The sequence below is a fragment of the Thermogemmatispora argillosa genome (genome assembly GCF_059696725.1).
This window is the reverse complement of record NZ_AP019377.1, coordinates 1,407,759-1,434,473: the sequence shown is the minus strand read 5'-3', so window position 1 is coordinate 1,434,473 and position 26,715 is coordinate 1,407,759. Positions and strand designations below refer to the sequence as shown.

Sequence of the window (26,715 nt, the reverse complement as noted above, 5' to 3'; positions counted from 1 at the left end):
GCTCGCACGCAGGGGCGCAAGCTACCCCGGCAGCTTCTCCCCTATCTACTCCCTGGGGTCAGGGATTGATCTCCCTGACCCTCACTTCTTTTCCTGCTCTATCTTTTGTTCGATCCGTTCATGCTATTTTCCCTCTCATTGCTTTTTGAGAGAGATCGCGCTAGACTATTGGCAGTTCTGCCGTTGCCAGAGCAAGGCACCGCTGGCCATAGAGCGCCGGGCTGGCAATGGACGGGTTGCTACCGGTCTTAGGCTTCATCCGTTTTGGTAGTGAAGTGAAATCGAGCCTGCCTGACCTCTTCTTGGGGGAAGATGGCTGGCGTTGTAGCTTGATCCGATCCAGGCATGGGGTTCCCCTCGCTGGTTGGCCGGTTGAGCAACTGGCGGGCTGGCTGTGCTGGCTGAGAGGATGGCAGCCGCCGGGGAAACCTGACGACTTCTGGTCGGGATCGAGGGGGTTTGCATGAAGAAATTAGGCGAGGGCCTGGCCGTCCTCCGCGTACTGCGCCATCCCGCTCTGTTACGCTTGTGGCTGGCCCAGGTGATCTATCTGAGCGTTCAATTTACAGCAAGCTATGCGATGATCGTGCTCATCACCAATGAGACACATTCGGCGGTCATGGTCGGACTGGTGATTATCGCGCTCAGTCTGCCACTCGTTCTCTTCGGCGCCCCTGCCGGCGCCCTCGTCGATCGCCTCGATCGTCGCACCGTGCTCTGGGTCAGCAATGTCGTGCGCGCCTTAGCTACGCTCCTCTTCGTGCTTGCTCTCCTGCTCAGTCCTCATCAATACATTTTTATCTATATCCTGGCCTTCTTCTTTTCGCTGGTGGGCCTCTTCTTCTCGCCCGCCGAGGGGGCAATTATTCCCAGTCTGGTAGGAGAAGAGGAGTTGCTCCCCGCTCTCTCACTCTACAATCTGACGCTCAATATGAGCCAGGCCGTTGGCCTGCTGATCCTCGGTCCACTGATGCTCAATCTGCTGCCTCCTCTCTCCCTTTCTCTCTTTGGCAGTCGGCCCATTCAATTGATGCCTGTTGAAACGCTCTTCTTGCTCATCTCTGCTCTCTATCTACTGGCCACCGCTTTAACGGCCACTTTACCGCGCCAAAACCGCCCTGGATCTCAAGACAAAAGCAAGGCTATCTCTTCTTCTCCTTCGCCCGCCGTGCTGCCCGCTGCTGCGGCGGGCGAGAGCACACGGCCTTATGAGAGGCTCTCGGAGGAAGCCGGGGCTTTGCTCTCGGGCTGGCAGCGGCTGCGCCAGGATCTGCAGGACGGCTGGCGGCTGGTGCGCAACGATGGCGTTTTGTTAGATGCGCTCTTTCAGTCGTGCTTTGGGGGACTCGTGATGCTCACCATCGCGGAGCTGGCGACCACCTTTGTGCAGCGCCTGCTGGGGCTGCCCGCCAGCAATACGACGGTGATTTTTGCGCCGGCAGGCCTCGGCCTTGTCGCCGGCTCCCTGCTGGTGCCGGCGGTGGTGACTCGCCTTGGCTCGCTACGGACCATGCTTGCTGGCATGGTGGGGACAGGCCTGGGCATCGCCCTGATCCCTCCTTTGCAGTGGCTGGCGCGCATGCTCCTCGCCCCTCATTGGGCCACCCATCCCCTCTTTCTCCTGGTTCTGGCCGTGCTGACGGCTTTGGTTGGCTTTGGCCTTGATCTGGTGGTGGTGCCGGCTCAGACACTGATGCAGCAACGCTCTCCCGATGAGATGCGTGGGCGCGTTCTGGCCCTCTTTCAGGTGCTCTTTAACGGCGGCGCCATCCCGGTCATGCTCTTTATGGGAGCCTTAACTGACTGGCTGGGCATCGTCCCTGTGACCTACTTGCTGGCCGGGTCATGCTTGCTCGCCGCCCTGTTGACCCTGGTCCGCGCTCTGACCCGCGGTGAACGCGATCGCTTCGCTGGCAGGCGCGGACGGCGACAGACCGAGACCCGCGAGCGCTTGCCGGTCTCCTGATGGCCCTGCTTGCTGACCAGCGCCGGCTAGCGCTCGGTCTCCAGTGGCCCAATCAGCCGTTTGAGGTCGCGTGTGAGGGATGAACAGGCGGCAACTCTCAGGCCGGCGGACGTTCTGAGGTGAAACCGGCTTCCAGGCCGGGTCGGCTACCTGCCTCTGTTGCTGCGCCTGGTGGGCCGCCAAGGTGGCGTTGTAGCCAGCTTTGTATGGCCTCCAGGAGCGCGGGGGTGGCTGGATCATGCAGGAGAGAGTGATAGGCGCCAGCGAAGGTGACCACTTCCACATCACGACTGCCCAGCCGGCGCAGAAAAGTGCGCGTGCCACGCTCACGGGCGATGTAGTCACAACTGCCGCGCAGCAGCAGCAAAGGAAGACGAATGGCAGGCGCCTGCCGCCGTGCACTGGCTAGCCAGAGGCTAAGCAGGTTGAGGAAGCGCACGCTGACCAGGCGCACAAAGAGCGGATCGTGGCGCAGGCGTTCGTTAAAGGCCGCGTCGCGACAGCCCAGCTCCTCCCGGCCCGTGATCGGCATGGCGGGACGCGTCGGCGCTGAGATCAGCAGCCAGAGATAGCGTAACACTTCGCCAGGCCGCGGCGTGATAGAGGCGCTCAGCACGGGGGAAACGAGAATCAGCCCGCTAACCTCTTGCACGTGAGGCAGCCGGCTGCTGAGATAGTGAATGGCGATAGAGGCTCCCATGCTCTCGCCCAGCAGGATCAGCGGTAGAGTGGGCCAGCGGCCACGGACCCAGGCGACCGTACTGTCGACATCCTCCAGGTAAAGACGGAAGCTGGCGATGTCTCCCCGCCGACCCTGCGAGCGTCCATGTCCCCGCAGGTCAGGCGCGATCACCTGGACGGAGGCTAGCTCGGGCGCTTCGGCCAGGACATCATAATAGCCGCCATGTCCTCCCAGACCCTGAATGCAGAGAAGAAGACAGCTGGGTTGCTCCGTCTTCCAGCTATGGACCGCGAGGGTCATGCCATCTCGCGTCGTTAATAGGGCTTCTTGCTCTTCTTTTTTGGCCATGCTCCTTCCGGCGCGTGAAAGGAAAAGGTTAAGGCTGCCCTGGCTTGGGCAGCTCTGGGACCAGGTTGCAGACGCAGGCACCGCCAGGCTGATGCGGCGCAGCAGAGAATAGGGTGACATGAAACTACCCTGGCTCTCGGTAGACCGCCAGCCAGCCTCTCGCTCAACGCGCCAGCCCGTACGCCTGGACCGCCGCCTCTAATTGATCAAGGAGAGAGAGCAGAGAGAATGGTGACGCCCACCTCAGACACGGCGGCGCCACCCTGTGTATTATAGCCGACGCCCGTAGCGACTGACCAGTGTTGTCAGTTGAATGAGGCGTCCGTGGACACGCTCGCTCGCCGGCACGAGAGCCTGTCTGGCCTCCTTGCCGGCTCCGCGACTCCTGGGCCTGAACTTGAGAATGTTCTGATGCGCGAGGAAGCGCGTTAATGGCAGCGGTAGCCGCAGGTGGGGAGGCGGCAAAGGGCGATAATCTTCATAGATCTCGTGCAGTGTGGCGATGAAGAGGGGGCGCATAAACATGATGAGCATCCAGGTGAAGCCTGTAGCTACAACTGAATTGGTTACATGCAGAATGAGCAGGTAGAGCGGGCAGGCCACCGGCGCCTCAACCAGCACTGAGCCTACGAAGGCGGTGGCTACCATCAGCCAGCGCCGCCGCGCCACATTGATGCTGATGATCACCGAGCGCAGGCCAGGATGATTATCAACGATGGCGGCATAGGTTGCAAAGACAAGATGAACATGCCAAATAAGCATGGGTATAATCAAGAGTAATAAGGGAACATAGGGAGGCCAATTGAGGCGGGTGGTCTCCTGGCTGATCAGCCACTGCAGGGGCGTAAAGATGCCCCAGAACAGGAGGGTAGTGATGCCATTGGTCACGATATAGCGTGGAAACCAACGGATGGCGGCGGGGAGAATCTGGGCGGGAATAATCGGCTGGCCGGCGTCCAGGGCCTCGATCGCCAAGACCATCGAAATATTACCCAGAGTGATAGTGATCCAAGGCAAAGCCGTGCCGACCCAGTAGGCGAGCGTACCGGGATAACTGCCGACCACGACTGCCGCCAGCGATGGCAGCGAGAAAAATCCGACCAGCGTAATGATCCCGGCAATGTCGCGCCGGCAAATGCGCAGCCCAGCCAGGACATAGAGCACGGCTTGTTTCCACCAGGGTGCAACTGGCCGCGGGGCTGAAGTCTCAGCCTCGGCTAGATCTGCTACGGATAAGGGTGGTTTCACCATAAGGGTTGGTTTCCTCCCGATTCGCTTCAGGCTTGCGAGTTTGGCTTATTCAGATCAGGGCAAGGACCTGGTCTTTCATCCCAAACCTGCTTGCTCAGCCCATAACTTTCGCTCTCCTTATAATCTTCAAGCCTGCTGCCTGCGCAGTTTCTGGCTTCTTTCTGACTTTGCTGGTCCGATCCAGGGCTGGCAGCGCGGACGCTCCTCACTCCCGTGGCATGCCAAGAGCAGAAAAGAAGAGAAGAGAAGAAGGAAGGAGGCGCTAAAGCCTCCCGTCCTTCTTCGCCCCAAGCTTCTTTTCATGCTCCTGCCTGTCTGCTTGTTGAAAGGTGCGCGGCCCACCCTCTGCCAGCCTAGCGGCGGACTGGGAGCAGCACACCGCGATTCAAGATCGCCTGTGGGTCCCAGCGCTGCTTGAGGCCAAGCATCAGCTCCAGCGCTGGCGATGGAGGGCCGAACACAGCGAGAGAGTCATAAGGGCGAGGCATATCCATGACCACGGCATAGCCCTCGTCCGCCTGTGCAGCCGTGCGCAGGTCCTCCAGCAGCCTGGCCGTCTGGGCCGCCGCCTGTGGAGTCACGACATAGAGCAGACCAGCCGCCAGATCAGCCACCCAGTCACAGCCCTCCAGCAGCCCGCGCTGATCGAGCAGCCAGCCTGGCAAATCGCGGGCAGCCAGACCGACACGCACCACCAACGGCGCCGCCGTCCGATCTCCATAGCTCTCCCCTGCTCTAAGACCGTTCTCCCCCTCGCCGCGTAACAGCTCGCACCAGAGGTCATCACCGCTCAGCTCCTCGCAGATCACCGGCTCAGGGGCCTGGAGGCGTTGCAGCACGGCGACAACTGCCGTCAGCTCACTCTCAACGTCGGCGGCCAGCCCTTCGGCGCTGTAGACGAGCACATAGGGAGCGGCCTGCAAGCGCGGGCTGTAGCGTCCGGCGAGCCGGCTACCGTGGCAGAGCAGGAGAGCCGAAGCTACCAGATTCAGCGGCACTAACTGCCGGGCCCAGAGCAGACCGTGACGCACATCCTCGACGGGGATCAGCAGACTGCGACGCAGACGCGGCTGGGGCCAACACTTCAGAGTAACGCTCGTCAGCAGGCCCAGCGTTCCATAGGAGCCGATGAAGGCCTTGGTCAGGTCGTAGCCGGCCACATTCTTGGTCAGGGGGCGCCCTGTACGGATCAGGCGCCCGTCAGCCAGAGCCACCGTCAAACAGAGCACCTGTTCGCGTAAGGCGCCATAGCGCAGGCGGCTGGGGCCGTTGACGTTGGCAGCCACCAGTCCGCCAACGGTCGCCTCTGGCCAGGGCGAGATCAAAGCCACCTGTTGTCGGCGTCTCGCCAGCCAGGCCTGAACTTCCGCCAGCGGCGTACCGGCCCCAACTGTGATAAACAAGTCGTCAGGAGCATCGTGGCGAATGCCGCGCAGGCGCGCCGTGGTAAGCAAGAGGCCAGCCCCGTCCATCAAGCGGAAAGGCGCCTGGATCGGCTCTTTCCCACCCATAAGCAGCACGGGCTGACTCTGCGCCGTACATTGGGCCAGAACCTGGGCCGCTTCCTCGTCGCTCTCGGGAGCAACTAGCTCGCCAGACGGGAGCGCCACGGGCTGCTCCATCGCCGGGAGGGCCATTGATGCTCCCAGCCCCATCCAGGCTTGGGCCCCGCTCTGGGGAAAGATCTTGCCAGGATTCAGCAGGTTACGGGGATCGAAGACCTGCTTCACGTCCCACATGGCGCTCAACTCAGCAGGCGTATGCATCAGCGGCATGAACTCACGCTTCTCGATTCCAACGCCATGCTCGCCGGTCAGGCTCCCATTGAAGGCCACGCAGGCCTGTACGATCTCACGCCCCGCCTCGCGCACGCGTTCCAGCAAGGCAGGATCATCGGGGTCAGGAATCAACAGCATCGGGTGGAGGTTGCCATCGCCTGCGTGGAAAACGTGGCCGGTGCGCAAGGCGTAGCGCTGACAGATGGCGTTCACACGCTGCAGCATCTCGGCCAGGCGACTGCGTGGCACCGTGACATCGACGGTATAGTAGGCGGGGGCCAGGCGGGTCGCCGCTCCAGCGGCGCTCTTGCGCGCCAGCCAGATGCGAGCCCGTTCCTCCTCATCGCGCGCCAACCGCAAATCATGTCCGCCGTAAGCCAGCAGAATGCGGCTGATCTCTGCCATTTGCTCCGCCAGGCTGGCGGGGTAGCCGTCTACTTCGACGATCAGTGCGGCACCCGCTTCCAGCGGCAGACCGGCATGGGCAAATGGCTCAATCATCTGGATGATCTGCTGATCCATCATCTCCATTGTCGCCGGAATCAGGCCAGCAGCGATGATGGCCGAGACCGCCTGGCCCGCCTGCTCTACCGAATCGAAGGTCGCCAGCAGAGTTTGCACGCCGGGCGGGCGGCGCACCAGGCGCACGCCAATAGCCGTGATCAGGGCAAGCGTGCCCTCGCTTCCGCAGAGCAGACCACAAAGATCGCTGAGCGGGTAGTCGCAGGCGGGGCCACCAAGGCGCAGTCGACGCCCGTCAGCCAGCACGACCTCTAGACTCATCAGATAGTTGGTCATCACTCCGTACTTGAAGCAATGCGGTCCGCCCGAGTTTTCCGCCACATTGCCGCCCAGGGTTGAGACGCGCTGGCTGGAGGGATCGGGTGGAAAATAGAGATCATAGGCTTTGACCTGCTCATCAAGGGCCAAATTGATCACTGCTGGCTGCACCACGGCTCGGCGCCCGACGGGATCGACCTCAATGATGGCCTGCATCTGCGAGAAGGCGACCAGCACACCGCCACGATCAGCGACAGCCCCGCCAGAAAGACCGGTGCCGGCTCCGCGCGCGATCAGCGGTATCCCATACTCGTTCGCCCAGCGTACCAGGCGCTCGACCTCGGCGGCGCTGCGCGGAAAAACCACCGCATCGGGTCGCCCGCGGTCAAGGCCGCCATCTGCTTCGTAGGCGGTCAGGGCCGTGGCATCGGTGAAGACTTGATCTGGCGAGAGAAGGGTTGTGAGGGCCGCAAGCGCTCGCTCCTCTAGCATGGCTCTGGCATCCCCTTCCTGTTTCCTGGGCCAGGTCGATAGATCGCTCTCTCCTCGGACCTCTCTATCTGTTCCGTCTCCAGTGGAGCATGTTGAGAATCCTGGCAGATAGGCATCTGCTGCAATAGTTCACATTGTAGCAGCTTGCGAAACCCTTCGCAAGCGCACCCGGCGGCATAGCAGCCAGACTGACGGCTTCGGCTCAGGTGCCCGCAGGCCTGAAGCCGTCTCCACCTTGACCTTGCATCATCGCGCCTGCGATGGCTTCATTAATTACAGCCTGGTAGCCGATCGTCTGGAGACTGGATAAAAGCCGCCGGAAGTGGTACACTACATGCTAGTAGACGCTGAGGAGGAAGCTTTTTGTTAGCCGAGAAGATCCGCGCTGCATTTAACGAGGCACGTCAACGGAGGACGGCGCCTCTTCGTCTCGTAGAAGAGCGCTTGATCGAGCTTGCAACCGCGGGCGCCGACTTTACAGTCGATGATCTCTGGCAGTCGCTGCGCAAGAAAGAGCCACGCCTCGGGCGGGCCACCGTCTATCGTTCCGTGGAGATTCTGGTCAATGCGGGCCTGCTCGATCGCATCGAGTTTGCCGATGGCACGCACCATTACCGGATCTGTGGGGAGCGTCATCACCATCACCTGACCTGCACCCAGTGCCATCGCGTTGTCGAGGTCGATATCTGTCTGCCTGCAGAGCAATTCAAGGCTATTGGTCAGCAGACCGGCTTTGCTATCGAAGGCCACTCGATTACGCTCTTTGGACGCTGTGCACATTGCACGGCGCACCGCTAGCACCGCTAGCACCGCTAGCCGACCGCTCTCTTCCCTCCAGGCCTGGTCGAAGCAAGCTCCAGACCGCTGCCTCCCTTCTGTTCCCCTGTCCGAAGTGGGCAGCGCGCTCTGCCTGCGCCGTTCCGTTCTCCTTCCAAGGCTCATGTCTCCGCCATGCAGGGCCTCTCTCTTTTTTCTTGACTGTTTTTACCTCTTCTGGCTAAGTCAAAAGGGCTATCCGTCGCGCAGTCGTTGCCTTTATCGAACTGTGCCGTAAAACCAGAGAAGGAGCGTTCCTTGTTTGGGGCTTGCGTGGATGGATGGTTTGACATTAAGTTGCACGTTGCTGTGTAATGTCCGTATGAGCACAAAACAAGCCTACAGATCAAACTGGAAGGCCTGCCGCTCTTGCAAGTATCAGCTGTCTGGTGTCCCAAGCAGCGGCGCAAGGTACATCGGTTGATGCGGCTGCTGAAAGGCCGTGCAGAAATCAAGCCAGGGCTAGAGGGGGAAACATATCGGGCTATTTATTCATACCAAGATGGGCTGCGCCGTGTGTTGACAAGCGTTTCAGGCCTGCTTTCGACGGGTGAAGAGTGGCGGGCAGCCTGGCTATCCGCGCTACCGGCGGCGTCACCGCTACGACAGCTTCGCCTTCCCAAGGCTGACTTTGCGTTTAGAAGTCCCCAGCGTTAGCCCTGGCTGAAGAGTTGTCACCCTGCTACAATCAACCAGAGTAGCGTAGCACAATCGCATAGAGCGTACGAAAAGTTTCTCCTATTTCGGGCAGGTGATGAGCCATGAGTCATCGGGCGCGCATTGGCACAGGAGTGGTGAGCTGCCTGGGTCTGATCATGCTGGCACTGGTATTGCTGCCGTTGCCTCTCTTGCCTTTCCCTCTAACGACCGCCGCAGTGGCGCTGTCGGTACTCCTGCTTGCCGGCGCGCTAAGCCTTGGTGCGGCGCTGGCTTCCGATCGGTCCGCAGCGGAAAAAGCTTTATTGCCCTGGGACAGGCGTGAACGAGTGGCCTGGCTTTGTATAGCTATCGGACTGCTTCTAGAGGCCGTTGGGGTCGGCTGGCAGCTCCTGAGTGCCGCCCCGCCCGCAGGCCTTGGCTGGCAGGCCAGTGCGCTGCCGGCCTCATCCCTGCAGCTTCTCCACCAGCTCAGCCCTCTGGCCTTTGCCCTGCTGCTCTGGCTCTCGCTCTTTCTCTGGCCCGCTGCCAGTGCCGGACGTGAGCGTCTTCTCCTCATCTTAGATGTCGTCGTTGCGCTCCTGGCTCTCCTGGGACTGAGCTGGAACCTGGGGATCGTCGCAGCCCTGGACTGGCCTCGCAGCCTCGGCCCCCTTCTCTGGGAGGAGCTGATCAGACCATTGGTTGACCTGTTGGTCATCGGGGCCGCTCTCTTGCTCTTGCTCCGCCTGGGAACAATCGGCGCCTTCCCCTATCGCTTGCCCCCACGCCGTGCCAGCCTGCTTTGCCTGGTCGCCGGTCTCCTGCTCTATGCTCTCGCTGATCTCCTGATGGGACGCGCTTCGGCCTGGTCCTGGCCCTGGCCTGGAGCACCTGCCTGGCGCGAAAGAGAGCTGGCGGCAATGATGGACACAGGGCTGTTGCTCTGCGGGCTGGCCGCCTATCTCAGGCGTGTCGTCAGATGCCACCCCGAAGGGACCGCTACGCCTGCGCTCGCCCCCAGTCACGGGCCTCTGCGCCAGCAGCTCAGCCGACGCTCCCTCCAGGAGGATATCAGCCGCATTGCGACTCTCCCCTTTGTGCTCTGTTTACCTTCACTGCTGCTCTTTGCCTCTTGCGCTGTTCTGACCTGGAATGCCTGGCAAAGCGGGCAGCGACACCTCTTCACGGGCTGGCTTCTACTTGGCCTGGCCATCTGTGGAGTCTGCTTGCGCCTCCTGTTGACCCTGGTTGAGCAGCGCTCTTTGGCTCGTCTGCTCTTCGGGAGCTACCAGCAAGAGATCCAGCAGCTTGAGGCCCAATTATACAGCGCCAGTCGACGCAGCAATGCGCTTGAGGCTCAGCTAGCCCGCCTCCGCGAGGTTCTGGCGCAACTCGCCGCCGGTAATCTGGCAGCGCGTCTTGAACCGACGGAGGACGATCTCAAACCCCTGGCGATCAGTTTGAACCAGATTGCTGATCGTGAGATGCGTTTAGAGCTGTGGAATGAGCATAACCAGCTCTTACGTACAGCGCTGGAAGACCTCTGCGCCGCGCTGGAGCGTTGTCCTTCCGGTGAACCGCTGATTATCCCCGCCTCGTGCGAAGGGATACCGCAAATTGAACGACTCTTGGCCGTGACAGGCCTGCGCCAATTCGCTGAGCCGCCTCAGTCGCCTCAGCCATCGATGCCCGTAAGCAGCTCTACAGCGCTGCCTCCGCTCTTCCCTCCCGCTCTGCCGGTCACGGGGGAGTCAGCGGGGAGCTTCCCCCCCGAGCATTTGCCATTTGAGCGGCCCTCATGGCCGGCTGATCCCGCCAGCTCAGAACAAGAAAAGTATTGGCTGTAGCGTGCAATCATACAATATATATGGGGATTGTGCGCTATTTAGCTGCAGGGAGGAGCTGGAAGCATGGAAGACTGCCAGGCCAAACCGAGGCTGGCGAGGGAGTGGCCCGCCGCTACGCTCTGGCCGGCTGGTGCAGCTCACCGGGCGAGCAATAGCTTAGAAGGCGCAGAACAAGAGAGCGGCCTGCCTGGCCTTCTTGCGGCTGTAAGGGCTCGCCTGGAGCAGGGTCTTCAGCGGACCGAAGCGCTGGAACTTCTGCTGGTGGGCCTGCATCACCTTTTTCGGCAACTCGCCACCCTCTATCTGCAGCGCTTACCGACCCTGGCCGAGACGACTCGCCCGCTCATCGAGGGGCTCATACCCCCGGACTATCTGCCGGCGCGTCACGCGATCTGGCTCGCCCTGGGCGAAGTTAGTCGTGATCTTTTTCACTGCGATCTCTCCTGCCGGCTGCTGGCAAGCGCCAGCGACACCCTGCTGGACCTCCTGGATAGCAGGCATGCTACAACAGCTTCTGCCCTCACTGGCCCCGCCCACGCTCTGCCGACCATTGCCTCAGCGCCGTCGCCTGGCTGCTGTCCACTGTGGCTCAGACAGCAGCTCACGAGCTGGCAAGAAAGCTATCAGCGCCTGCCTCCGTTGGCCCTCCAACTTGGAAGTCCTGGCTCACTGTCTGCAGACAGCGCGGCTTCCCTTGACCAGACTTTCGCTCTCCTGCTCCAAGAAGCAGGAGCCATTTTCGGCGAGCTGCTACCAGGACTGGCGCAACAGGAAGCGGGCACAGAGCGAGAGCAGCTTGTGTTTCTGATAGACATCGCTCAGCATGGCGAGTTGATCCAGCACTCGCTGGCAGGCCTCTGGGAGCCACTCAGCACCATCCGTGAAGCCTTTGGCGTCGATGCGCTTCTCGGGGCGACACCTGTGCCTCCCGACAAAAGATCCTGCGAATGAGTGGCCGGCATCCCGAAGAGCCGACCTGGTCGGTAGCCAGCGGCAGAGCGGCTCCTCCCTGTCCCTGCACAAGACGAGAAAAAAGAGGGAGGCCAGCAAAAGCCCGCGTTCATTGCCGCTGGCCAAGCGTATTACTTGTTCAGGAAGCCGGGCAAGGAGTGCTCGTGCAGAGCAAGCTGTTGAGATCAAAAGATCAGGCCAGCGTAAAGAAGGGAGGTGACAAAGCGTGGTACTTGTGCCTGCAAAGGAGGCCCTCAAGGCTGCGCACTTTCCCAATCGACAGGAGCGCTATCGGGCCGAATATCGCTTACGCAAGCCGGGGTGGCAGGATAGCCTCAGCCTCTATATTCAGCTGATCGAGCGCGTTGTAGGGCCTGAAACCTGGGTGCTTGATATTGGCTGTGGCCACGCTGATTTTCTGGGCGCTGTCTATGCGCGCACGCCCCATATCTATGGCCTGGACCCTGACGCCGAGGCCCTGGCCAGGAATACCATCATACGCCATAAAGTAGTAGGTCGGGCGGAGGCTCTGCCCTTTGCCGATCGGACCTTCGACCTGGTAACCTGTGCCTGGGTTCTGGAGCATCTGGAGCGACCCGAACCGGTCTTTCGTGAGATCTCGCGCGTGCTCAAGCCCGGGGGCCGCTTTATTTTCCTGACACCCAACGTCTGGAACTACAACGTGTGGCTCATTCGGAGTGTTCCCCATCGCTTTCATGCTCAGCTCACGCAGAAGCTCTATGGACGCCAGCGCCAGGATACCTACCGCGTCTACTACCGCATCAACTCACCAGGCCGCCTTGAGCGTTTGGCCCGAGCCGTCGGCCTGGAGCGAGAGCAGCTCCTGCTAAACGGGGACCCGAGCTATATCAGCTTCAACCGCCTGCTCTTTGCCTTCGCCTGTATACTGGAGAAAGTGCTGGACTGGAAACCGCTGCGCGGGGCGCGCGTCCACATCATCGGCAGCTATCGTAAGCTCTAATAACGAAGGACACCCGCGCAGTCACCGCCCGCAGACGCGCAAGAGCAAGAGGCCAGAATACTGATCTTAACCACGTGGGCGCAGTTTTAACGAGAACGCAACCGGATCGATGTCTCCTTTCTTCTGAATACAGAGTACAGTAATAGCCAGAGCATCCATCGCGCTCGATGAGAAGCGCAAGCGAGACCCAGGCCAGGCTCCAGGCGGGCCGGCTTTGCGAGCTGAGAGGGGCGGCGGGAGAGAGCAACGGTGGCATAGGGGGAAGCTGTTTCGCCGGCTGTGGTACCTGGGTGGTGCCTGGCCGACAGAGGAGCTGAGAGAGATGAGCACCCGCGTGGTTTTACCGGTCTGGCAGGGCGCGGCCAGCAGCGGGGCGACTTATGTGCAGGTTGGCAACCTGCGCATCCTTGCTGCAGAGCTGAAACAACTCTTGACCGCCGGGGTCGACCGGCTGGGGCTGGTGGTGATTACGCTCACGTTCGCTGGCCAGCGCTTGCCGGGCGAGAGACGCGCTGAAGCGACCCGTCGCCTCTTAGCAGCTCTGCGCTCACTGGTGCGCAAAACAGACCGGGTCTTTGTCCTGGGGCATCGCGGCTATGTTGTCCTGCCCAACTGCGACGAGCGGGGCCGTATGGCGGTCGAAGAGCGCCTCTGGTGGGCGCTCTGCTCGCGAGTCGGTTCACTGCATGCCTATGAACTGGCGGACCTCACCGCCCTGGCAGTGGGGGGCCGGACGATTGAACGGGCGGAGAGCCAGAACCTGCTCGATGTGCTCCGCGAAGTGACCGGCGCGCGTCGGGTGCTGACTGCTCCCTTTAGCTCAGCTCAGCTTCCCTCTGAGGCTGGAGAAGCTGGAGAAGCTGCCGGACCAGCGGCCCCCCCGGCTGAGCATGACTATCCGCGCAGGCAGCCTCAGAAGCAAGAGCAGCACTGGAGGCCGCTCACCTCGGAATTCAGCGAAGAGCTGCTGGCGGAGGCGCGTCGGCTCGGTATCCCCTACCTGGCACCACTTCCGCGGCGTGTGCCTGCCAGCGTTCGCCAGGCGATCAGTCCTCACCTTGCTCATGAGCTGCACTGCTGTCCGATCGGGCGCGCGCGCAAAACGCTGACCGTGGCTCTGGCTGATGGGAGCAACCACCAGGCGATTTTAGAGCGCTTGCGGCGCGAAACAGGACTGCAGATCTTTCCTGTCCTGACGCCTCCCCACGAGCTACAACAGGCCCTGGAGCGCCTGAGCGCTGCCTCCTCTAAAAGACGCTAGCGGCAGCCGCTGAGATCCATTTCCTGCCGCTCTGCAGTCTCCAGCGGGGCCGGGCCCGCCCTTTTGTCTCCGACCTGACCAGGTGCAGCTACCCTGCAGCAAATGGCCTCAGCCGCAGGCTAAATTTGACGGCCTGTCCTGCGCTTGCTAAGATAGAGAGGACCGCATCACCGGCTGATGGCTTGGCTCACTTGCCCGGCCAAGGGCCAGTGAAACGGCAGCTTCAAGAAACAAGCAAGGAAAGCAAGCAAGCAAGTCAGTCGGAAAGCTCGCAGCTACAAGCGTTATCATAGAAGGAGGAGAGGCGCCGGCCCGTGGCTCACCGCTGCGCCATTGGCACGGCTGGAGCCGGGCAGGGCGTCTATGTCTGGCTCAGCATGAAGATTCTGGTTACAGGAGGCGCGGGCTTCATCGGCTCCCATCTGGTCGATGTCTACCTGGAGGCTGGCCATGAGGTCTTTATCGTCGATAACCTCTGGAGCGAAGGAGGCGGTAAGCTAGCCAATATCCCCGCCCAGGCCCACTTCTTCCGCGCCGATATTACCGATGCCGAGGCCATGCGCGACCTCTTCGCGCATGTGCGGCCCGACGTCGTCAGTCATCACGCCGCCCAACACAGTGTCGCCGTCTCCGCGCGCGATCCGCTCCTCGATGCCCGGGTCAACGTCCTTGGTCTGCTCACTATTCTGCAGAACTGCACGCAGGTCGGCGTACGCAAGATCATTTTTGCCTCCTCGGCGGCTACCTACGGCACGCCGCCCCAGCTTCCCGTCAACGAGGAGACGCCGCAGCGGCCCGAGTCGCCCTACGGCATCACTAAGATGGTCGGTGAGCATTACCTGCGCTACTGGCACGAGGCCCACGGCCTGACCTACACGATCCTGCGCTACGGCAACGTCTACGGTCCACGCCAGGACCCCAACGGCGAAGCGGGCGTCATCGCCATCTTTGCCCGTCGCTTTCTCAATGGGGAGAGTGTGCGTATCGACTGGGACGGCGAGCAGGCCAAAGATTATGTCTTTGTCAGCGATGTCGCTCGCGCCAACCTGCTGGCCCTGGAGCGCGGCGACAACGACGTCTTCTGTATCGCTACGGGACGGCCTACCTCGGTCAATGAGATTTACCGCCAGCTCGTTAAGCTGATCGGCTTTGAGGCCCCCATCCAGCGCGCCCCCAAGCGACCGGGCGACATCCGGCTCGCCTACTTCGATTGCAGCAAAGCCGCTCGATTGCTAGGCTGGGAGCCGCAGGTCTCGCTAGAAGAGGGCATCAGGCAAACGGTCGACTTTTTCCGCCAGAGCCAGGCCCGGGCCTAGTCCAGGCCGGGCTACGCGGCGGCAAAGGGAGCGAGGCGATTGCCGGCGGAGGCAAGCAGGCAAGAAAGCAAGGGTAGCCCACTGGCCCACGCCGGTGATCGCCGTCTCAGGCCTGGCAGCGTCCACTGTGGACCTCGCTCGCCTCGCCTCGCCTCGCCGCCAGCGTTGCAGCCACAGCCTGGCAGGCCAAGAGAGCGGTAGAAGCCCCACCTTACCCAGCGCCTCGCCATGCCGCGCCAGAGCCGCCACAATCCATTACCGCCTGCCAAAAGCAGCACGATGGCAGTCAAGCCAGCCATCCAATGCATTAGCCGGTCCCCTGATAAACGTCAGCCGAGCGTCTCGCTCATCCCCGAGTGATCGGGGGCGGATCTTCCCTTTCCTCCTGCCTGTTCGCGCAGGCTTCAGGATTCCGGCTGGATACGCTCGGATAGCTCATAGAGGGCATCGGCCAGCGCCTCGATCAGCTCGCGCTTCGCCAGCCTGGCGCGCCACTCGGCGGGGATGGCCTCCTCACCATAGAAAGCTCCCGCCAACTGGCCATAGACCGCCCCAGTCGAATCGGCATCGTCGCCCAGGTTCACGACCAGCAAACACCCCTCACGGAATGAAGTGCTCTGGTAGAAAGCCCACAGCGCTGCCTCGAGCGTCTTCACCACATAACCGAGGCCGCGAATCTCCGGCGGCTGGCGCACCTTAAACGAACCAGCCGCCACCTCGGCGATCTCGGGAGTCAGAGGCTGCTCCTCCCAGTAGCCGGGCACCGGTGTGTAGAAAGGCGCAAGCAGCTCCTCCTTGCTGGCCCCCGCCAGCGCTCCTACGATCAGCCCGGCCATATAACGGCAGGCGTCCACCGCTGTCGCCGTCCCATGCGTCGTCCGCGAACTCAGAGCAGCCTTCTCCAACGCGGCCCGCGGATGGCGCGCGTAGCAGAGCGGCACAGGGGCCAGACGCATCAGCGAACCATTGCCGGCGTACCGTGGATCAGAAGAACCGGCCAGCGGCTCCCCTGTCTCATCAAAGCGCCGCAAAGCCCGGGCCACCGTCCCCCCGATATCGAAACAGTAGCCTGTACTTGACAGATAGCCCTCATCGCGCCAGCGTACATAGCGTTCCATCTGATCACGCGCATCAAAGCCCTGGCGCTCCACCAGGCTGGTAGCCAGACACAGAGCCATTGACGTATCATCGGTCCACTGGCCGGCCTGCAAACCGAAAGGTCCTCCACCGACCATATCCGTCAAGGGAGCAAATGAGCCGGGAGAGCGAAACTCTACTGTGGTGCCCACGGCATCGCCGCAGGCCAAACCGAGCAAACTGCCGCGATAACGAGCACGTCGATCCATTCTCCATCTCCTCTCTCGCACTAGTAGAAGGCATGCGACAGCGCTATTGCTCTCTGAGCATGGCGGCGCGTCGTCCATACATTTATCGCCCGTATTGATCGTCAGCAAGCTCCAGAGAGCAGATTGACGCAGACAGAACGTTTGGCAGCGAGGAATTTGGTGCATGGAATCTACGGGAATAGACAGCCTGCCTGCACTGTTTAAAAACATGGGAAAACCCGTTCACACCAGAAACATCAGAGAGGGGCCCCTCAGCCTGGCCCCGGCCCGTGATCAAGGCAGGCGGGGCAGACGGGCGAGGGGAAGCGTCTGCCGCGGGCGGCGCTGTGCTGGGCCAAGTGAAAGAAGCGAAGCGAGAAGAAGGAAGCACCAAAGGCATAGAGCGACGTGGCGAGCGTAGCAAGGGAGGGCCTTGGCGGAGGAGAGAGCGCGAGAAGAAGGAGGCTGCGCGCCGCTGCGATCGTCAGCCAGCGACAGTCAAAGCGATCCGCAAGGCAGAGCTAGCTGCTTGCTCTCCTGGCCAGAGATAATAGTATAATATTGACAGCCTGCTAATTTGTGAGGAGGTGCATGCATCTGGCAGAGAGGGAATCGGAAGCAGTCCTACCTCCAGAGAAAGGAATCCTCGCACTCTTCTCCGCACCATCTTTTTTTCTGGCGGCAACAGTGTCGTCGGCAGCCAGAGACAGAGAGGCATTCACGAGGCAGACGATTTGGATTGACTCCTGCGTAGCATGGGTAGTGTGAAGGGTGGAAGGTGGATATCTTTGCGTGTCTTGCTCAGCACAGTAGTCAAGCGGCGCAAGACGTTCTATCCATCAGCTAGCTAGTTTAGTAGGAGGAAGGGAACGATCATGCCAGGATCGAAGAAAGTTCGTGTAGCCATTGTCGGTGTAGGCAACTGTGCCAGCTCACTCGTGCAAGGTGTCTACTACTATCGCAACGCCAAGCCGGACGACTTTGTGCCAGGGCTGATGCATGTCACCCTTGGGGGATACCATATCAGCGACATTGAATTTTCGGCAGCTTTCGATATAGACCAGAACAAAGTAGGCAAGGACCTGGCTGAGGCCATCTACGCCGCCCCCAATAACACCTACCGCTTTGCCGACGTCCCGCCACTGGGAGTCAAAGTCTATCGTGGCATGACCCACGACGGACTAGGCAAATATCTCTCACAAGTCATCACTAAAGCGCCGGGCAAGACCGACGACGTCGTCCGCATTCTCAAGGACACGGGGACCGACGTACTCGTCAACTATCTGCCGGTTGGCTCTGAGACGGCCACCAAGTGGTACGTTGAGCAAGTCCTCCAAGCTGGCGTAGCCTTTGTCAACTGTATCCCGGTCTTCATTGCGCGTGAACAGTACTGGCAAGAGCGCTTTAAAGAGGCCGGGCTGCCGATGATCGGAGACGACATCAAGAGCCAGGTAGGCGCCACGATCGTCCACCGTGTCCTGACCAAGCTCTTCCGCGATCGCGGCGTGCGCCTAGAGCGCACCATGCAGCTCAATGTCGGTGGTAACACCGACTTCTACAACATGCTGGAGCGTGAGCGACTGGAGTCCAAAAAGATCAGCAAGACCAACGCCGTCACCAGCCAGCTTGACTACGAGCTGCCACCGGAGAACGTCCACATTGGTCCCTCGGACTACGTCGCCTGGCTGCAAGATCGCAAGTGGGCCTACATCCGTCTAGAGGGGCGCACCTTTGGTGACGTGCCGCTCAACCTGGAACTGAAGCTAGAGGTATGGGACTCGCCCAACTCAGCCGGCGTGGTCATCGATGCCGTGCGCATGGCTAAGCTGGCGCTGGATCGCGGCCTGAGTGGCACGCTGATCGGCCCGAGCGCCTATCTCATGAAGTCGCCGCCGGTGCAGTATCCTGACGACATCGCGCGCGCCATGACCGAGGCCTTTATCCGCGGCGAGGAGCCCGAGGCCGCCGCCGCGCGCGCCGAGGCTCTAGAGCCGAGCAACGGCTACAAGGTCGAGGCTCCCAGCGAGTAAGGCAGCGAGCACGGGCCGGCGGCGGGTGCTACTCCCTGTCAGCCTCAAGCCCGGCAGAGGCGATCAGCCGCAACAGCGGTGCTCCGTCCGCCGGGCCGCTCCGCCCGCCGGCCAGCTCGATCCCTCGCACAGAAGGCCGATCCCCGGGCCAGCGCTGGCACTGCCGGCCCGGGGACCTTGCTTTGAAGCAATGGATGAAAGATGAACCGCTACGAGCGCTGTACGCTTGGAGCATTCGTCACGGTCGAAGCATTAGCCGCTGGCTGCTGGTGCTGATCCTGCCCCGAGCGTAACAGCTCCTCGCGTACAATGGTCACCTCTGGCGGAGCGCTGATCCCGATTTTCACACGCTCCCCCTCGACCGCGAGGACCGAGATGCTAATGACCCCACCGAGAATGATACTTTCACCAACTTTACGTCTCAAAACAAGCATGTAAGGCTCCCTTCCCCAGAAGCATTTCCGAGACGTCCCTGCGCTGCAGATGACACCTTACAGGCGTCTCTTCAAGCCGAACACAGACGAGATGCCGAGCAGCGAGTGGGCTTCCTGCTCACACTGGACGTTGCTGGTGACAGAAACGGGTAGGCACGTTTACTGTCACAGGCACGGAGCACAACTGATCGCCGATCTGTGAGTCGCCTTGTGCAGACTCAATGTACGCTCATTGTCAAAAAGACGATTCAGCGCCAGGATTTTCCGCACAAGTAAGCGGGGCTCGATCTCGCAGATCTGCGCGCACACTCGTGCTGGCAATAAAACTACCCTCTCTGTAGATTGTACACCGTGCTTCAGCAACCACTGTTTCCCCGGGCGTTGCGCGCAGTTGGGGCCTATCCCTGTTGATGGGCCGCAGCGCCTTTGCCATCGTCTCAGCGCTGAGCGGCCCTGCTGCTGTGGCCAAAGCCGCCGTGGTCGTTGAGAGTCGTGCGGAGCCCTGATCTGCACCTGGGTACCCTCCCTGAAAGGTGTGACACCGGGGCGGGCTTTCCCGCTCAGGAAGCCTGCTCCCTTATCGTACTCAACAGGTCGCTCACGATCAACAGGGAAACCAGGGATCGTAATAATACTCTGTTTATGATACTATACGATCCAGGCTATGGTACAGTGGGGACTTGCTGATGGGCGAGCGAATCGATTTGCCGGGCGTGTTCGCGTGCTGATGTAGAACGAGTACTTGTGCGGCTCCCACGTTTGTGCTGCTGTTCATGTAACCCCAGACTAATGCGCAGGTGCAGCAGGGTCTGTGCGTGGAGCTGGCTCACGCGTGATTGCGAGATGCCGAGCGCTCTGCCAATCTCGCTCATACTGAGGCCCTCGACGTAGTAGAGGGCAAGCAAGAGGCGCTCACGACAAGGGAGGCGCTCGATGGCAAGGCTGAGAGCTTGCAGTAGCTCGCGCTGTTCGACAGCGCTGGCGGGCTCGGGGGTACTGTGGTCCTCCAAGGCGTCACCCAGGGAATAGTGTTCGCCGTCGCTCTCGGGGGCGTAGAGCGGGCTATCCAGCGACAGGATGACTGTCCCCACCTCCTGCAGCATGCGGCGATAGCGTCGCAGCGAGACGCCCAGGGCGGCGGCCATCTCTTCGTCGCGGGCTGGCCGTCCAAGCCGTCGCTCCAGCTCAGCCATTGTCTGCTCAACGTGCTTGATGCGCTGCAGGGCCGAGCGCGAAAACCAGTTAAGGGCTCGCAGTTGGTCAATCACTGCGCCCCGGATGCGGGCGCTGGCAAAGGCTTCAAAGCTGATCCCGCGCGTAGGATCGTAGCGATCGATGGCGTTGATGAGACCAAGCATGCCGTAGCCGATGAGGTCCTCAGCCTCCAACAGGCTGCGCGCCGGGATGCCCAGACGATCAACTGTGACTTTCACCAGTGGTACATAGGCTTCGATCAAGAGGCGACGCAGTGCCTGGCTGTGGGTACGCATGAACTCGGCCCAGAGCTTTTCCAGATGCGCGGAGCTGGTCATCAATAGGTATCTCCTTGCCTGACTGAGGTCACGCCCTGCTAACTTGCTCTCCTCTCCTTGATTGGGCTGGTTACCCTGATCGTGTTGCTCATCTGGTCGAACTGCCCGCCTGCCTATCGGCTGCTCTCCCTTCCCTTGTCGGCTCGCCGCTCTTGCTCGGAGTGGCTAGACGACATGAGCGCCTGCCTTTGTCGCTTCCGCTGATGACTTGGCCGGCTGGCGGTCGACGGGAGGAGGCTGATCGCTGTGCTGGCAGTTGCCTGGGGCGCCTCGGGGCGCTGGTCCCTCGACCCGGGGCTGGCTGGCGTTGCCAGGTGGGCCTGCTGAGCTTGCCTGCTACCTTGTCTAGCTAGAGTGTACGAGAGCGCTTGCTGTTGAGCTACTGACAGAGGTCGCTTCCTTGCTATGCCAAAGGTCCTGAGATTCACTCGCTCCTCTCAGCGGGCCGGGAATGGTCTAATCACTGTCTACTTCCTGCCGATATGGATGTCATATAGAAGAAGCTAAACGACAACGGTGAATCAGGACCTGGCTATCGTTTCTTCAAACTGAGGCGCCTGGCCTGGCTGGGGGCCGCGGGCTTGCCTTTTTTGGTTGGTTGGCCTGTCGGGCCGGGCAGCAGGTGCCAGGGTGAAGAGAGGCAGAGTCGATCAGTACACTGAGCCGTTTACGGCTTTTCGCTTGCAGATAGATAGAGAATGATAGAGAGGAGAGAGCGCATCATGGAGAGACGCGATGATCAGCCTCAATGGCAGCATGAATGGGAAGCAGGCCTGAATGAGTCGCCTGCTGCGCGAGAGCAGTGCCAACACCCTCTAGAAGAGGGGGAACCTCCGCAGCCGGAGGCGGAGGCTCTCAATACGCTGCGTGATGCGGGCTTCCTTCAGGAGGAGATTCAGCGCTTGCTGCTCTTGCGCCGCCGCGTGCAGAGCAGCGGCGAGATCCCGCCCTATCTCAGTGGCGATCCGCATCTGCAGTTCGCTCGCTGGCTCTACGAGCATGGGGCCATCAGCGAATTTTCGGAAGTGGAGGAAGAAGCCTCTTAACCCCCTTGTCAGCCGCCCGGGGGGTGTGATATACTATGCGCCGGAGAGATGTCAGAGTGGTTGATTGAGCCGCTCTCGAAAAGCGGTAGGGTCCGAAAGACCCTCGTGGGTTCGAATCCCACTCTCTCCGCCGCAAGCAGTGACTCGCTGACGCGCCTTTCTGCGAAGCGGGTCACTCCCATGTTGGTCTCTCTAATGCCCCTGCCTTCTCCGGGTGGCGGAGCTGCAGGGGCAGATGGCTGGCTGACATGGTTCTTGGTCGAATACGGAGGAGTCTCATAGTGGCCTAGTGAGCACGACTGGAAATCGTGTGGGGTTAACAGCCCCCGTGGGTTCGAATCCCACCTCCTCCGCCTCGGTCCTGTAAGCAGATGATCAGGTCTCCGTAGGATGAATGGCATGCCATTCATCCTACGTTTTTTTTGGTCACTTGATCCGCGCGGTGCGCAGGTGGTGGCCTCCTGAGCGCCGCGCGGAGGGACTTCTACCTCTTTCGCGGCTATCTCTGGCGGCGTCTTATGGCCTGTGGGGGCCATGTCTGGGAGTCTCCACGAGCAGCAGGCTGGTGCTCTGATCTGTGCTGCTGCGCCTGACGGCTGGCGGGCTGCCGAGAAAGGAGGATACCTCCGGTGTCGCTGGTGCTGGGGTGAGTGTGGGGGAGGGCGTCGGCGTGGGCGTTGCTGTCCCTGGCGCTGGGGAGGGGGCTGGCGTTGCCGACGGTGTCGGCGTCGGTGTAGGGGAAGGCGTCGATGTGGGCGTGGGAATCGGGGTGACCGTGGGCGTCGGGGCAGGGGAAGGGGTCGGGGTGGGGGTGGACACTGCGGTCGGGGTAGGGGAAGGCTGTGGCTCAGGGGAGGGCGTTGGCTGTGGCGATGGCCTGGGGCGTGGCCTCGGCGTTGGCTGTGGCTGGGGGGATGCGGTAGCTGTGACCACCGGTAGGGACGTTGGTCCTGGCTGGGGCATGGTCAAGGGACTCGTGCAGCCCGGGAAAGGCGGGAAGCCTATGCCCCCCGCCGGTTGAGGAGTGACGGCGCGACCCGAGGGCGCGCTGCTGGGCGGTAGGGGCACCGCTACGGTGCTTTCCGCAAAGTGCCCCTGCGTCTCCGCTGCGAGCGCGCCCTCGGAGCGCGAAAGCAGGGGCCGCTCTGGCTGACTCCCCAGCCAGAGCGGCAAACTGAAGCTTAGCAGTATCAGTGAAACCAGTAGAGCGAGCAACAGAAGGCGCGCAGCACAACCACGGTTCCAGAGAGCCATCACTGTATCTAGCATGCTGGTGCTCGCTCCCCTCCTCTCCTCTTCCTCACGCTCCGCGCTATTCCTCCAGATGCGTCAGCGGCTCGCCGTCGGCACGATGCTCCGACCGCTCGCCTGCCTGGCCAGGTGGGGTAGCTCCTTCCTCGTCTCGCTCCTCTAGCTCGACGTGCATCAGTGTAGAGAGCTGGCGCTCTTGCTGAAAGCGCCAGAGCAGTTTTTCCAGGCACAACACGCACTCCAGCGGGCGGCGCATCGTAAATAGCTCACGGCGCCGCCAGTGGTCTGCCAGGAAAGCAACCCCATTGCGCTGGCGACTGACCTGGAGCAGATGATCATAGCCAAGCAGAATCTGACAGCGACGCCCCAGGTAGATGAGGCGGCGGTCGGTCAGGATGAGCAGGCCGTGATCGCGTATGGCCTCCTCTAGAGGAGCGAAGGGGCGGAGGTGTTCATTGCAGAGCGTAGCCTGACTGCAATAATAAGCGCGCTCGCCGCAGGCCAAGCGGACCGGCACCTGAACCGGCGGCAGCGGGTCCTTGAGAACCGAGCGGCGTCCGGGCCGCTGGGTGAGAGTGACCTCCTGCCGCCGCTCGCGCTCCTCTCGAAGGCGAGCACGACGACGCTGCAGCAGCTCGCGACGCACCATATGCCAGCTTGCCGGGGCCAGCGCGCGCATGAGGGCCGTTGGCGTCTCCGTTGTGGCCAGAGAGGCCGTCGTCTCGTCTAACCCTCCCCTCGCCGTCTCATTCTCAGCAGCTTCTGTCTCACTGCCTGGGGCCGACACCAGCCGGGCCTGGGGGCAGGCGCGCTGCAAATAATCCACCATCCTGCGCACATCCTCTACTGCCGCAATACCGCGAAGAATCACACGCTGCTGGCCAAAGGTCAGCTCCAGGCGGGCTGAGGGAATGCCCAAGAGAGAGCGATAGACCGGACGGATCTGCGTCAGATGGCGCAGCGCATAAACGGTCCCATGAACCCGCAGATGATCAGGGTAGAGTTGAAAGGGGCGACCCCAACCGCACGTCCCTTCAGCTATCGGCAGAGGCGCAACACGCTCCAGACGCCCGCCAGCCTCAAGCTGGCCTCTGCCGCTCTCAGATCTTCTCTCCTCTTCCACGTCGTCCTCAACCACCATTCTTGTTGCTGCGCTGCTGCTCTCAGAGTGCTTTCTATCTAGGAGAACGTTCTACCTTTTCTTTGGTAACATGTCTAAAAAGTTCTATATATATCAATGAAAGAAGAAGAGAGCGCGCGGCCTCAGATGAAGCGGCGCAGCCAGAGCCGCAGGAGGCCTCGACGCAGAGGGGGCCACAGGCGCTCTAGCTCAGCCTTTTCGGAGGAGCCGGGTAGCTCATAGGGCGGTGCCCAACGTTCGCGTACGAACAACTCGGTCAGTCGGCGCAGCGGTGATGCGACCTCCGGCATCGCCTGGCTCAGACGAGCGCTATACTCATAGGGAGTCTGCCAGGAGCGTGGTCGCAGGCCGGCCAGGCTCGCCAAGCGGCACAGGCGCCAGAAGAGGCGCGCCACCGGACTGGTCTGGCGATCGAGCCGGCGCCACCAGAGAGCGGCCACCGTAGCCAGGACCAGGACCAGCAGGCCCAACCCTGTCAAAATCACCAGCGCCAGCAATGGCCAGGGCGAAGAGAAGACCGTCTGAAGAGGACTGCGAGGAGCAGGGGTAGTATGGTGAGCGGCTGGCGTTGCCGCCGTGCCTGGCTGATCGGACTGGCCACCTGCTGGAGTGGCACCGTTGTTGGAAGGGGAAGAGGAGGGGGAAGGCAGCGGCGTACCTGAGAATGCCGGGCCTAGAGCAAAGCCAGGTGTTGGATCGAAATCGATCCAGCCGTGACCTGGGAAATACACCTGAACCCAACTATGCGCATCACTGCCATTGACCACCCATACCTGGCGGCCAGCATCGTAATGGCCCTGGCTGAAGCCGACCACCATACGCGCGGGCATACCTAACAAGCGGGCCATCACCACCATCGCGCTGGCGTAGTAGGTGCAGTAGCCGCTATGCGTCTGCAACAGCCAGCTCACCACATCAACATGCGAGGGAATCGGAGGATTAGAGATCGAATAGCTAAACTGGCGCGGATCGCTCAGGTGGCTCACCAGCAACTGCATGGCCTCAAAAGCGTTGTGCGCTCCCTGCGTCCACGCCAGAGCTGTCTGCATCAGGCTATGCGGCAAACTGGCGGGCAGTTGCAGATAGTCACGCTCCAGAATTGGCAGGGCCGGATCACTCTGCCAAAAGTGGGGGTCTACCGAGAGCAAGGGAACCCGCGCCAGGGAGGAAGCGTCTACTACCGGCACACGCGCGACAGCCGTATAGCGCTCACCAGGGCGCAGTGACCCCTGCTGAGCCCAGGCGCTGGGCAAGCGCTCGCCGTAAATCGTCACCGGTACACTAAAACGGACCGGCTGAGGAGGAGCGAACAGGTAGCTGCGAGCGCTCTGAGGTACCTGCAGCAGACGGATGTAAGCGACAACCTGCCGATAGTGACCGTCTGCCGTATCAGCGGGCAGCGGCTGCTCCGCCGCATAATGCCTGGCCTGGCTCTGCGTAGTTGACGTCCAGCTATGACCATCGAACTGGTTATAGGTCACGGCTTCCAGATAGGCCGGAGCGGCGCTCCCGCTGTACTCCAGCACGCTTCCCGCTGGCAGCAAGACCGAGCCACTGACCGTCAGGCGCTCGCCGAAGAAAACCGTTGCCTCTTGTGAGGAGAGCTGGCCGGAGGGAACCGGGCCGAACAGGCGCTGATGCAAGAGCGTCCCGGCCAGAGCGTCCAGATTCTGCCAGAGCTGGCTGCCCCAGTTCGGTTGTATCAAAGGAGGCAGCAACAAGGAGGGCAGGAGCGAGAGCAACACCAGGAGCGAGGTCAGCGCCAGATTGCGCCCCAACAGAGAGCGCAGCCAGGAATGGTCAGCGAAGAGGCCAAGACTGTGCCAGTCGTCAAGCAGCGTCGCCAGATGCAGGCGGCCAATGAGCAGCAAGAGGGCGCCGAGCATAAGTGGCAAGAGCAAGGGAGAGGCCTGGCGGCTATACTGCAGATTGACCAGCATGATAGAACAGTAGGTCAGTGCCACCAGCCAGGGAAGGCGCGCGCGATACGTCAACCAGCTTCCCAGATAGCCTAAAAAGAAGCTGAGGAAGCAGAGGTAGAGCAGAAAAATATGTTCGCTAGAGACGACAGCCAGACCAGGGCCAGTGCCGCTACTTAGCAAGGCCCGTAGATCCGCCAGCAGCAATGTCCAGGGAGTATGCAGGGCCGCGCCGGCGGTCAGCGCGAAAGCCAGCCAATAGCCACTAAAGAAGGCGGCGAGATGCAGCAGAGGCTGAGGCAAAGAGCGGCTCTTGGCGACCAAGAAACCGGCCAGCAGGCCCAAGGGAGCGCTCCAGAGCAGAATCCAGGTTCCGGCTACCCAGTCGGCGGAGATCATAGCCAGCACCAGGGCGTAGAGCGCAATCGCCACCAGACACAAAGGCAGCCAGCCCTCTGCTGGTGCCAGGGCCAAGCCCAGGCGGGGGGAACGCGCTGGGAGAGGAGTGGCAGGAGCAACAGGTGCCCTCGGCAGAGGCTCAGTCGCCAGGCCTGGGGCTGGGTGGAAACCATTGGCCCGTGATCCCATTCTCACCTCTGTTCCTGTTGCCCAACGAGCGCCTGGTCGAGCAACCTCCGCAGGAGGAGAAGAAGAGGCCTGACCTGGTTTCATCACGAGCGGCTCCTGTCCCTAACAGATGCTATCTGGCTGAATCCGATGACGGCCTTGAGTGCTGCACGCATGGCGCGAGGCTACGCGCCTGACTACGCTCTTTTCTCCTCTGTGTTCCCCCGTCCATGCCAGAAGGAAAAGAGCCTCTCCCTTATGCGAGCAGCAAAGGAGAGAAAGGCACCTGCGTGTTGCAGGCTCCCTTCCTTCGCTTCATCTCTCCTAATGATACCGCAAAGAAGGTTTCCCTGTCACCATT

General features: G+C 61.4%; 18 protein-coding genes and 2 tRNA genes. 12 read left to right on the top strand and 8 right to left on the bottom strand.

The genetic code is table 11. The annotated features are described in order from the left end of the window. Nucleotides 1–463: 463 nt before the first annotated feature. On the top strand, nt 464–1,966 hold the full coding sequence (locus tag AC6H1L_RS05570) for an MFS transporter (RefSeq protein ID WP_497600542.1): 1,503 nt from the start codon (nt 464–466) through the stop codon (nt 1,964–1,966). 97 nt (nt 1,967–2,063) lie between these two features. Here AC6H1L_RS05570 and AC6H1L_RS05565 read toward each other — a convergent pair whose 3' ends face one another. The 3 genes from AC6H1L_RS05565 to AC6H1L_RS05555 all read right to left on the bottom strand — a co-directional run bounded on the left by AC6H1L_RS05565 (nt 2,064) and on the right by AC6H1L_RS05555 (nt 7,297). Then, nucleotides 2,064–2,996, bottom strand: a complete 933-nt coding sequence (locus tag AC6H1L_RS05565; RefSeq protein ID WP_497600541.1) for an alpha/beta fold hydrolase — start codon at nt 2,994–2,996, stop codon at nt 2,064–2,066. A gap of 270 nt (nt 2,997–3,266) precedes the next feature. After that, the gene (locus AC6H1L_RS05560; RefSeq protein ID WP_497600540.1) at nt 3,267–4,247 is read right to left on the bottom strand and encodes a hypothetical protein; all 981 of its coding nucleotides are present in this window, start codon (nt 4,245–4,247) and stop codon (nt 3,267–3,269) included. 353 nt (nt 4,248–4,600) lie between these two features. Beyond that, entirely contained in the window at nt 4,601–7,297 is a 2,697-nt protein-coding gene (locus AC6H1L_RS05555; protein WP_497600539.1) for an FAD-binding oxidoreductase, read from the bottom strand. A gap of 363 nt (nt 7,298–7,660) precedes the next feature. Here AC6H1L_RS05555 and AC6H1L_RS05550 point away from each other — a divergent pair, with 363 nt between their 5' ends. From AC6H1L_RS05550 to AC6H1L_RS05525, 6 genes are all read left to right on the top strand, one after another. Then, complete coding sequence (locus AC6H1L_RS05550) at nt 7,661–8,095, top strand: Fur family transcriptional regulator (protein WP_497600538.1); 435 nt, start codon at nt 7,661–7,663, stop codon at nt 8,093–8,095. Nucleotides 8,096–8,874: 779 nt separating this feature from the next. Further along, complete coding sequence (locus tag AC6H1L_RS05545) at nt 8,875–10,599, top strand: hypothetical protein (protein ID WP_497600537.1); 1,725 nt, start codon at nt 8,875–8,877, stop codon at nt 10,597–10,599. Nucleotides 10,600–10,662: 63 nt separating this feature from the next. Next, a complete protein-coding gene (locus AC6H1L_RS05540) occupies nt 10,663–11,550 on the top strand; it encodes a hypothetical protein (RefSeq protein WP_497600536.1) in 888 nt (295 codons plus the stop codon). A 226-nt stretch (nt 11,551–11,776) separates the two neighbouring features. After that, nucleotides 11,777–12,532 (top strand): class I SAM-dependent methyltransferase, encoded by a 756-nt coding sequence (locus tag AC6H1L_RS05535; RefSeq protein ID WP_497600535.1) that lies wholly within the window; start codon nt 11,777–11,779, stop codon nt 12,530–12,532. 322 nt (nt 12,533–12,854) lie between these two features. Then, nucleotides 12,855–13,793: a GspE/PulE/PilB domain-containing protein gene (locus AC6H1L_RS05530; RefSeq protein WP_497600534.1), complete on the top strand. Its 939-nt coding sequence runs from the start codon at nt 12,855–12,857 to the stop codon at nt 13,791–13,793. A 314-nt stretch (nt 13,794–14,107) separates the two neighbouring features. Further along, the gene (locus AC6H1L_RS05525; RefSeq protein WP_497600533.1) at nt 14,108–15,109 is read left to right on the top strand and encodes an SDR family NAD(P)-dependent oxidoreductase; all 1,002 of its coding nucleotides are present in this window, start codon (nt 14,108–14,110) and stop codon (nt 15,107–15,109) included. Between the two features lie 404 nt (nt 15,110–15,513). Here the strand turns inward: AC6H1L_RS05525 and AC6H1L_RS05520 are convergent, their stop codons facing one another. Then, a complete protein-coding gene (locus AC6H1L_RS05520; protein WP_497600532.1) occupies nt 15,514–16,455 on the bottom strand; it encodes an ADP-ribosylglycohydrolase family protein in 942 nt (313 codons plus the stop codon). 854 nt (nt 16,456–17,309) lie between these two features. Between AC6H1L_RS05520 and AC6H1L_RS05515 the strand changes: the two genes are divergently transcribed. After that, nucleotides 17,310–18,464 (top strand): inositol-3-phosphate synthase, encoded by a 1,155-nt coding sequence (locus AC6H1L_RS05515; RefSeq protein ID WP_497600531.1) that lies wholly within the window; start codon nt 17,310–17,312, stop codon nt 18,462–18,464. A 209-nt stretch (nt 18,465–18,673) separates the two neighbouring features. On the opposite strand, the gene AC6H1L_RS05510 is transcribed toward AC6H1L_RS05515, so the two are convergent. Further along, complete coding sequence (locus AC6H1L_RS05510; RefSeq protein WP_052890098.1) at nt 18,674–18,898, bottom strand: carbon storage regulator; 225 nt, start codon at nt 18,896–18,898, stop codon at nt 18,674–18,676. Between the two features lie 662 nt (nt 18,899–19,560). Then, nucleotides 19,561–20,430, bottom strand: a complete 870-nt coding sequence (locus AC6H1L_RS05505) for a FliA/WhiG family RNA polymerase sigma factor (RefSeq protein ID WP_497600530.1) — start codon at nt 20,428–20,430, stop codon at nt 19,561–19,563. Nucleotides 20,431–21,152: 722 nt separating this feature from the next. Between AC6H1L_RS05505 and AC6H1L_RS05500 the strand changes: the two genes are divergently transcribed. The 4 genes from AC6H1L_RS05500 to AC6H1L_RS05485 all read left to right on the top strand — a co-directional run bounded on the left by AC6H1L_RS05500 (nt 21,153) and on the right by AC6H1L_RS05485 (nt 22,497). Continuing rightward, nucleotides 21,153–21,476 carry a hypothetical protein gene (locus AC6H1L_RS05500; protein WP_497600529.1) on the top strand — a complete coding sequence of 108 codons (324 nt, stop codon included), beginning with the start codon at nt 21,153–21,155 and terminating at the stop codon, nt 21,474–21,476. Between the two features lie 42 nt (nt 21,477–21,518). Next, nucleotides 21,519–21,606: transfer RNA gene (locus tag AC6H1L_RS05495), tRNA-Ser, on the top strand. Between the two features lie 137 nt (nt 21,607–21,743). Continuing rightward, nucleotides 21,744–21,829: transfer RNA gene (locus tag AC6H1L_RS05490), tRNA-Ser, on the top strand. A 224-nt stretch (nt 21,830–22,053) separates the two neighbouring features. Further along, nucleotides 22,054–22,497, top strand: coding sequence for a hypothetical protein (locus AC6H1L_RS05485; RefSeq protein ID WP_497600528.1), 444 nt, complete (start codon nt 22,054–22,056; stop codon nt 22,495–22,497). Nucleotides 22,498–22,788: 291 nt separating this feature from the next. Here AC6H1L_RS05485 and AC6H1L_RS05480 read toward each other — a convergent pair whose 3' ends face one another. Further along, the gene (locus tag AC6H1L_RS05480) at nt 22,789–23,868 is read right to left on the bottom strand and encodes a hypothetical protein (protein ID WP_497600527.1); all 1,080 of its coding nucleotides are present in this window, start codon (nt 23,866–23,868) and stop codon (nt 22,789–22,791) included. 122 nt (nt 23,869–23,990) lie between these two features. Next, on the bottom strand, nt 23,991–26,219 hold the full coding sequence (locus AC6H1L_RS05475; RefSeq protein WP_497600526.1) for a DUF4129 domain-containing transglutaminase family protein: 2,229 nt from the start codon (nt 26,217–26,219) through the stop codon (nt 23,991–23,993). Nucleotides 26,220–26,715: the final 496 nt, after the last annotated feature.

What these genes read in the sequence shown, in the direction of transcription:
- AC6H1L_RS05570 (WP_497600542.1), top strand. Translation starts at nt 464, where the DNA reads ATGAAGAAATTAGGCGAGGGCCTGGCCGTCCTCCGCGTACTGCGCCAT.
- AC6H1L_RS05565 (WP_497600541.1), bottom strand. Translation starts at nt 2,996, where the DNA reads ATGGCCAAAAAAGAAGAGCAAGAAGCCCTATTAACGACGCGAGATGGC.
- AC6H1L_RS05560 (WP_497600540.1), bottom strand. Translation starts at nt 4,247, where the DNA reads ATGGTGAAACCACCCTTATCCGTAGCAGATCTAGCCGAGGCTGAGACT.
- AC6H1L_RS05555 (WP_497600539.1), bottom strand. Translation starts at nt 7,297, where the DNA reads ATGCTAGAGGAGCGAGCGCTTGCGGCCCTCACAACCCTTCTCTCGCCA.
- AC6H1L_RS05545 (WP_497600537.1), top strand. Translation starts at nt 8,875, where the DNA reads ATGAGTCATCGGGCGCGCATTGGCACAGGAGTGGTGAGCTGCCTGGGT.
- AC6H1L_RS05540 (WP_497600536.1), top strand. Translation starts at nt 10,663, where the DNA reads ATGGAAGACTGCCAGGCCAAACCGAGGCTGGCGAGGGAGTGGCCCGCC.
- AC6H1L_RS05530 (WP_497600534.1), top strand. Translation starts at nt 12,855, where the DNA reads ATGAGCACCCGCGTGGTTTTACCGGTCTGGCAGGGCGCGGCCAGCAGC.
- AC6H1L_RS05520 (WP_497600532.1), bottom strand. Translation starts at nt 16,455, where the DNA reads ATGGATCGACGTGCTCGTTATCGCGGCAGTTTGCTCGGTTTGGCCTGC.
- AC6H1L_RS05515 (WP_497600531.1), top strand. Translation starts at nt 17,310, where the DNA reads ATGCCAGGATCGAAGAAAGTTCGTGTAGCCATTGTCGGTGTAGGCAAC.
- AC6H1L_RS05510 (WP_052890098.1), bottom strand. Translation starts at nt 18,898, where the DNA reads ATGCTTGTTTTGAGACGTAAAGTTGGTGAAAGTATCATTCTCGGTGGG.
- AC6H1L_RS05505 (WP_497600530.1), bottom strand. Translation starts at nt 20,430, where the DNA reads ATGACCAGCTCCGCGCATCTGGAAAAGCTCTGGGCCGAGTTCATGCGT.
- AC6H1L_RS05500 (WP_497600529.1), top strand. Translation starts at nt 21,153, where the DNA reads ATGGAGAGACGCGATGATCAGCCTCAATGGCAGCATGAATGGGAAGCA.
- AC6H1L_RS05480 (WP_497600527.1), bottom strand. Translation starts at nt 23,868, where the DNA reads ATGGTGGTTGAGGACGACGTGGAAGAGGAGAGAAGATCTGAGAGCGGC.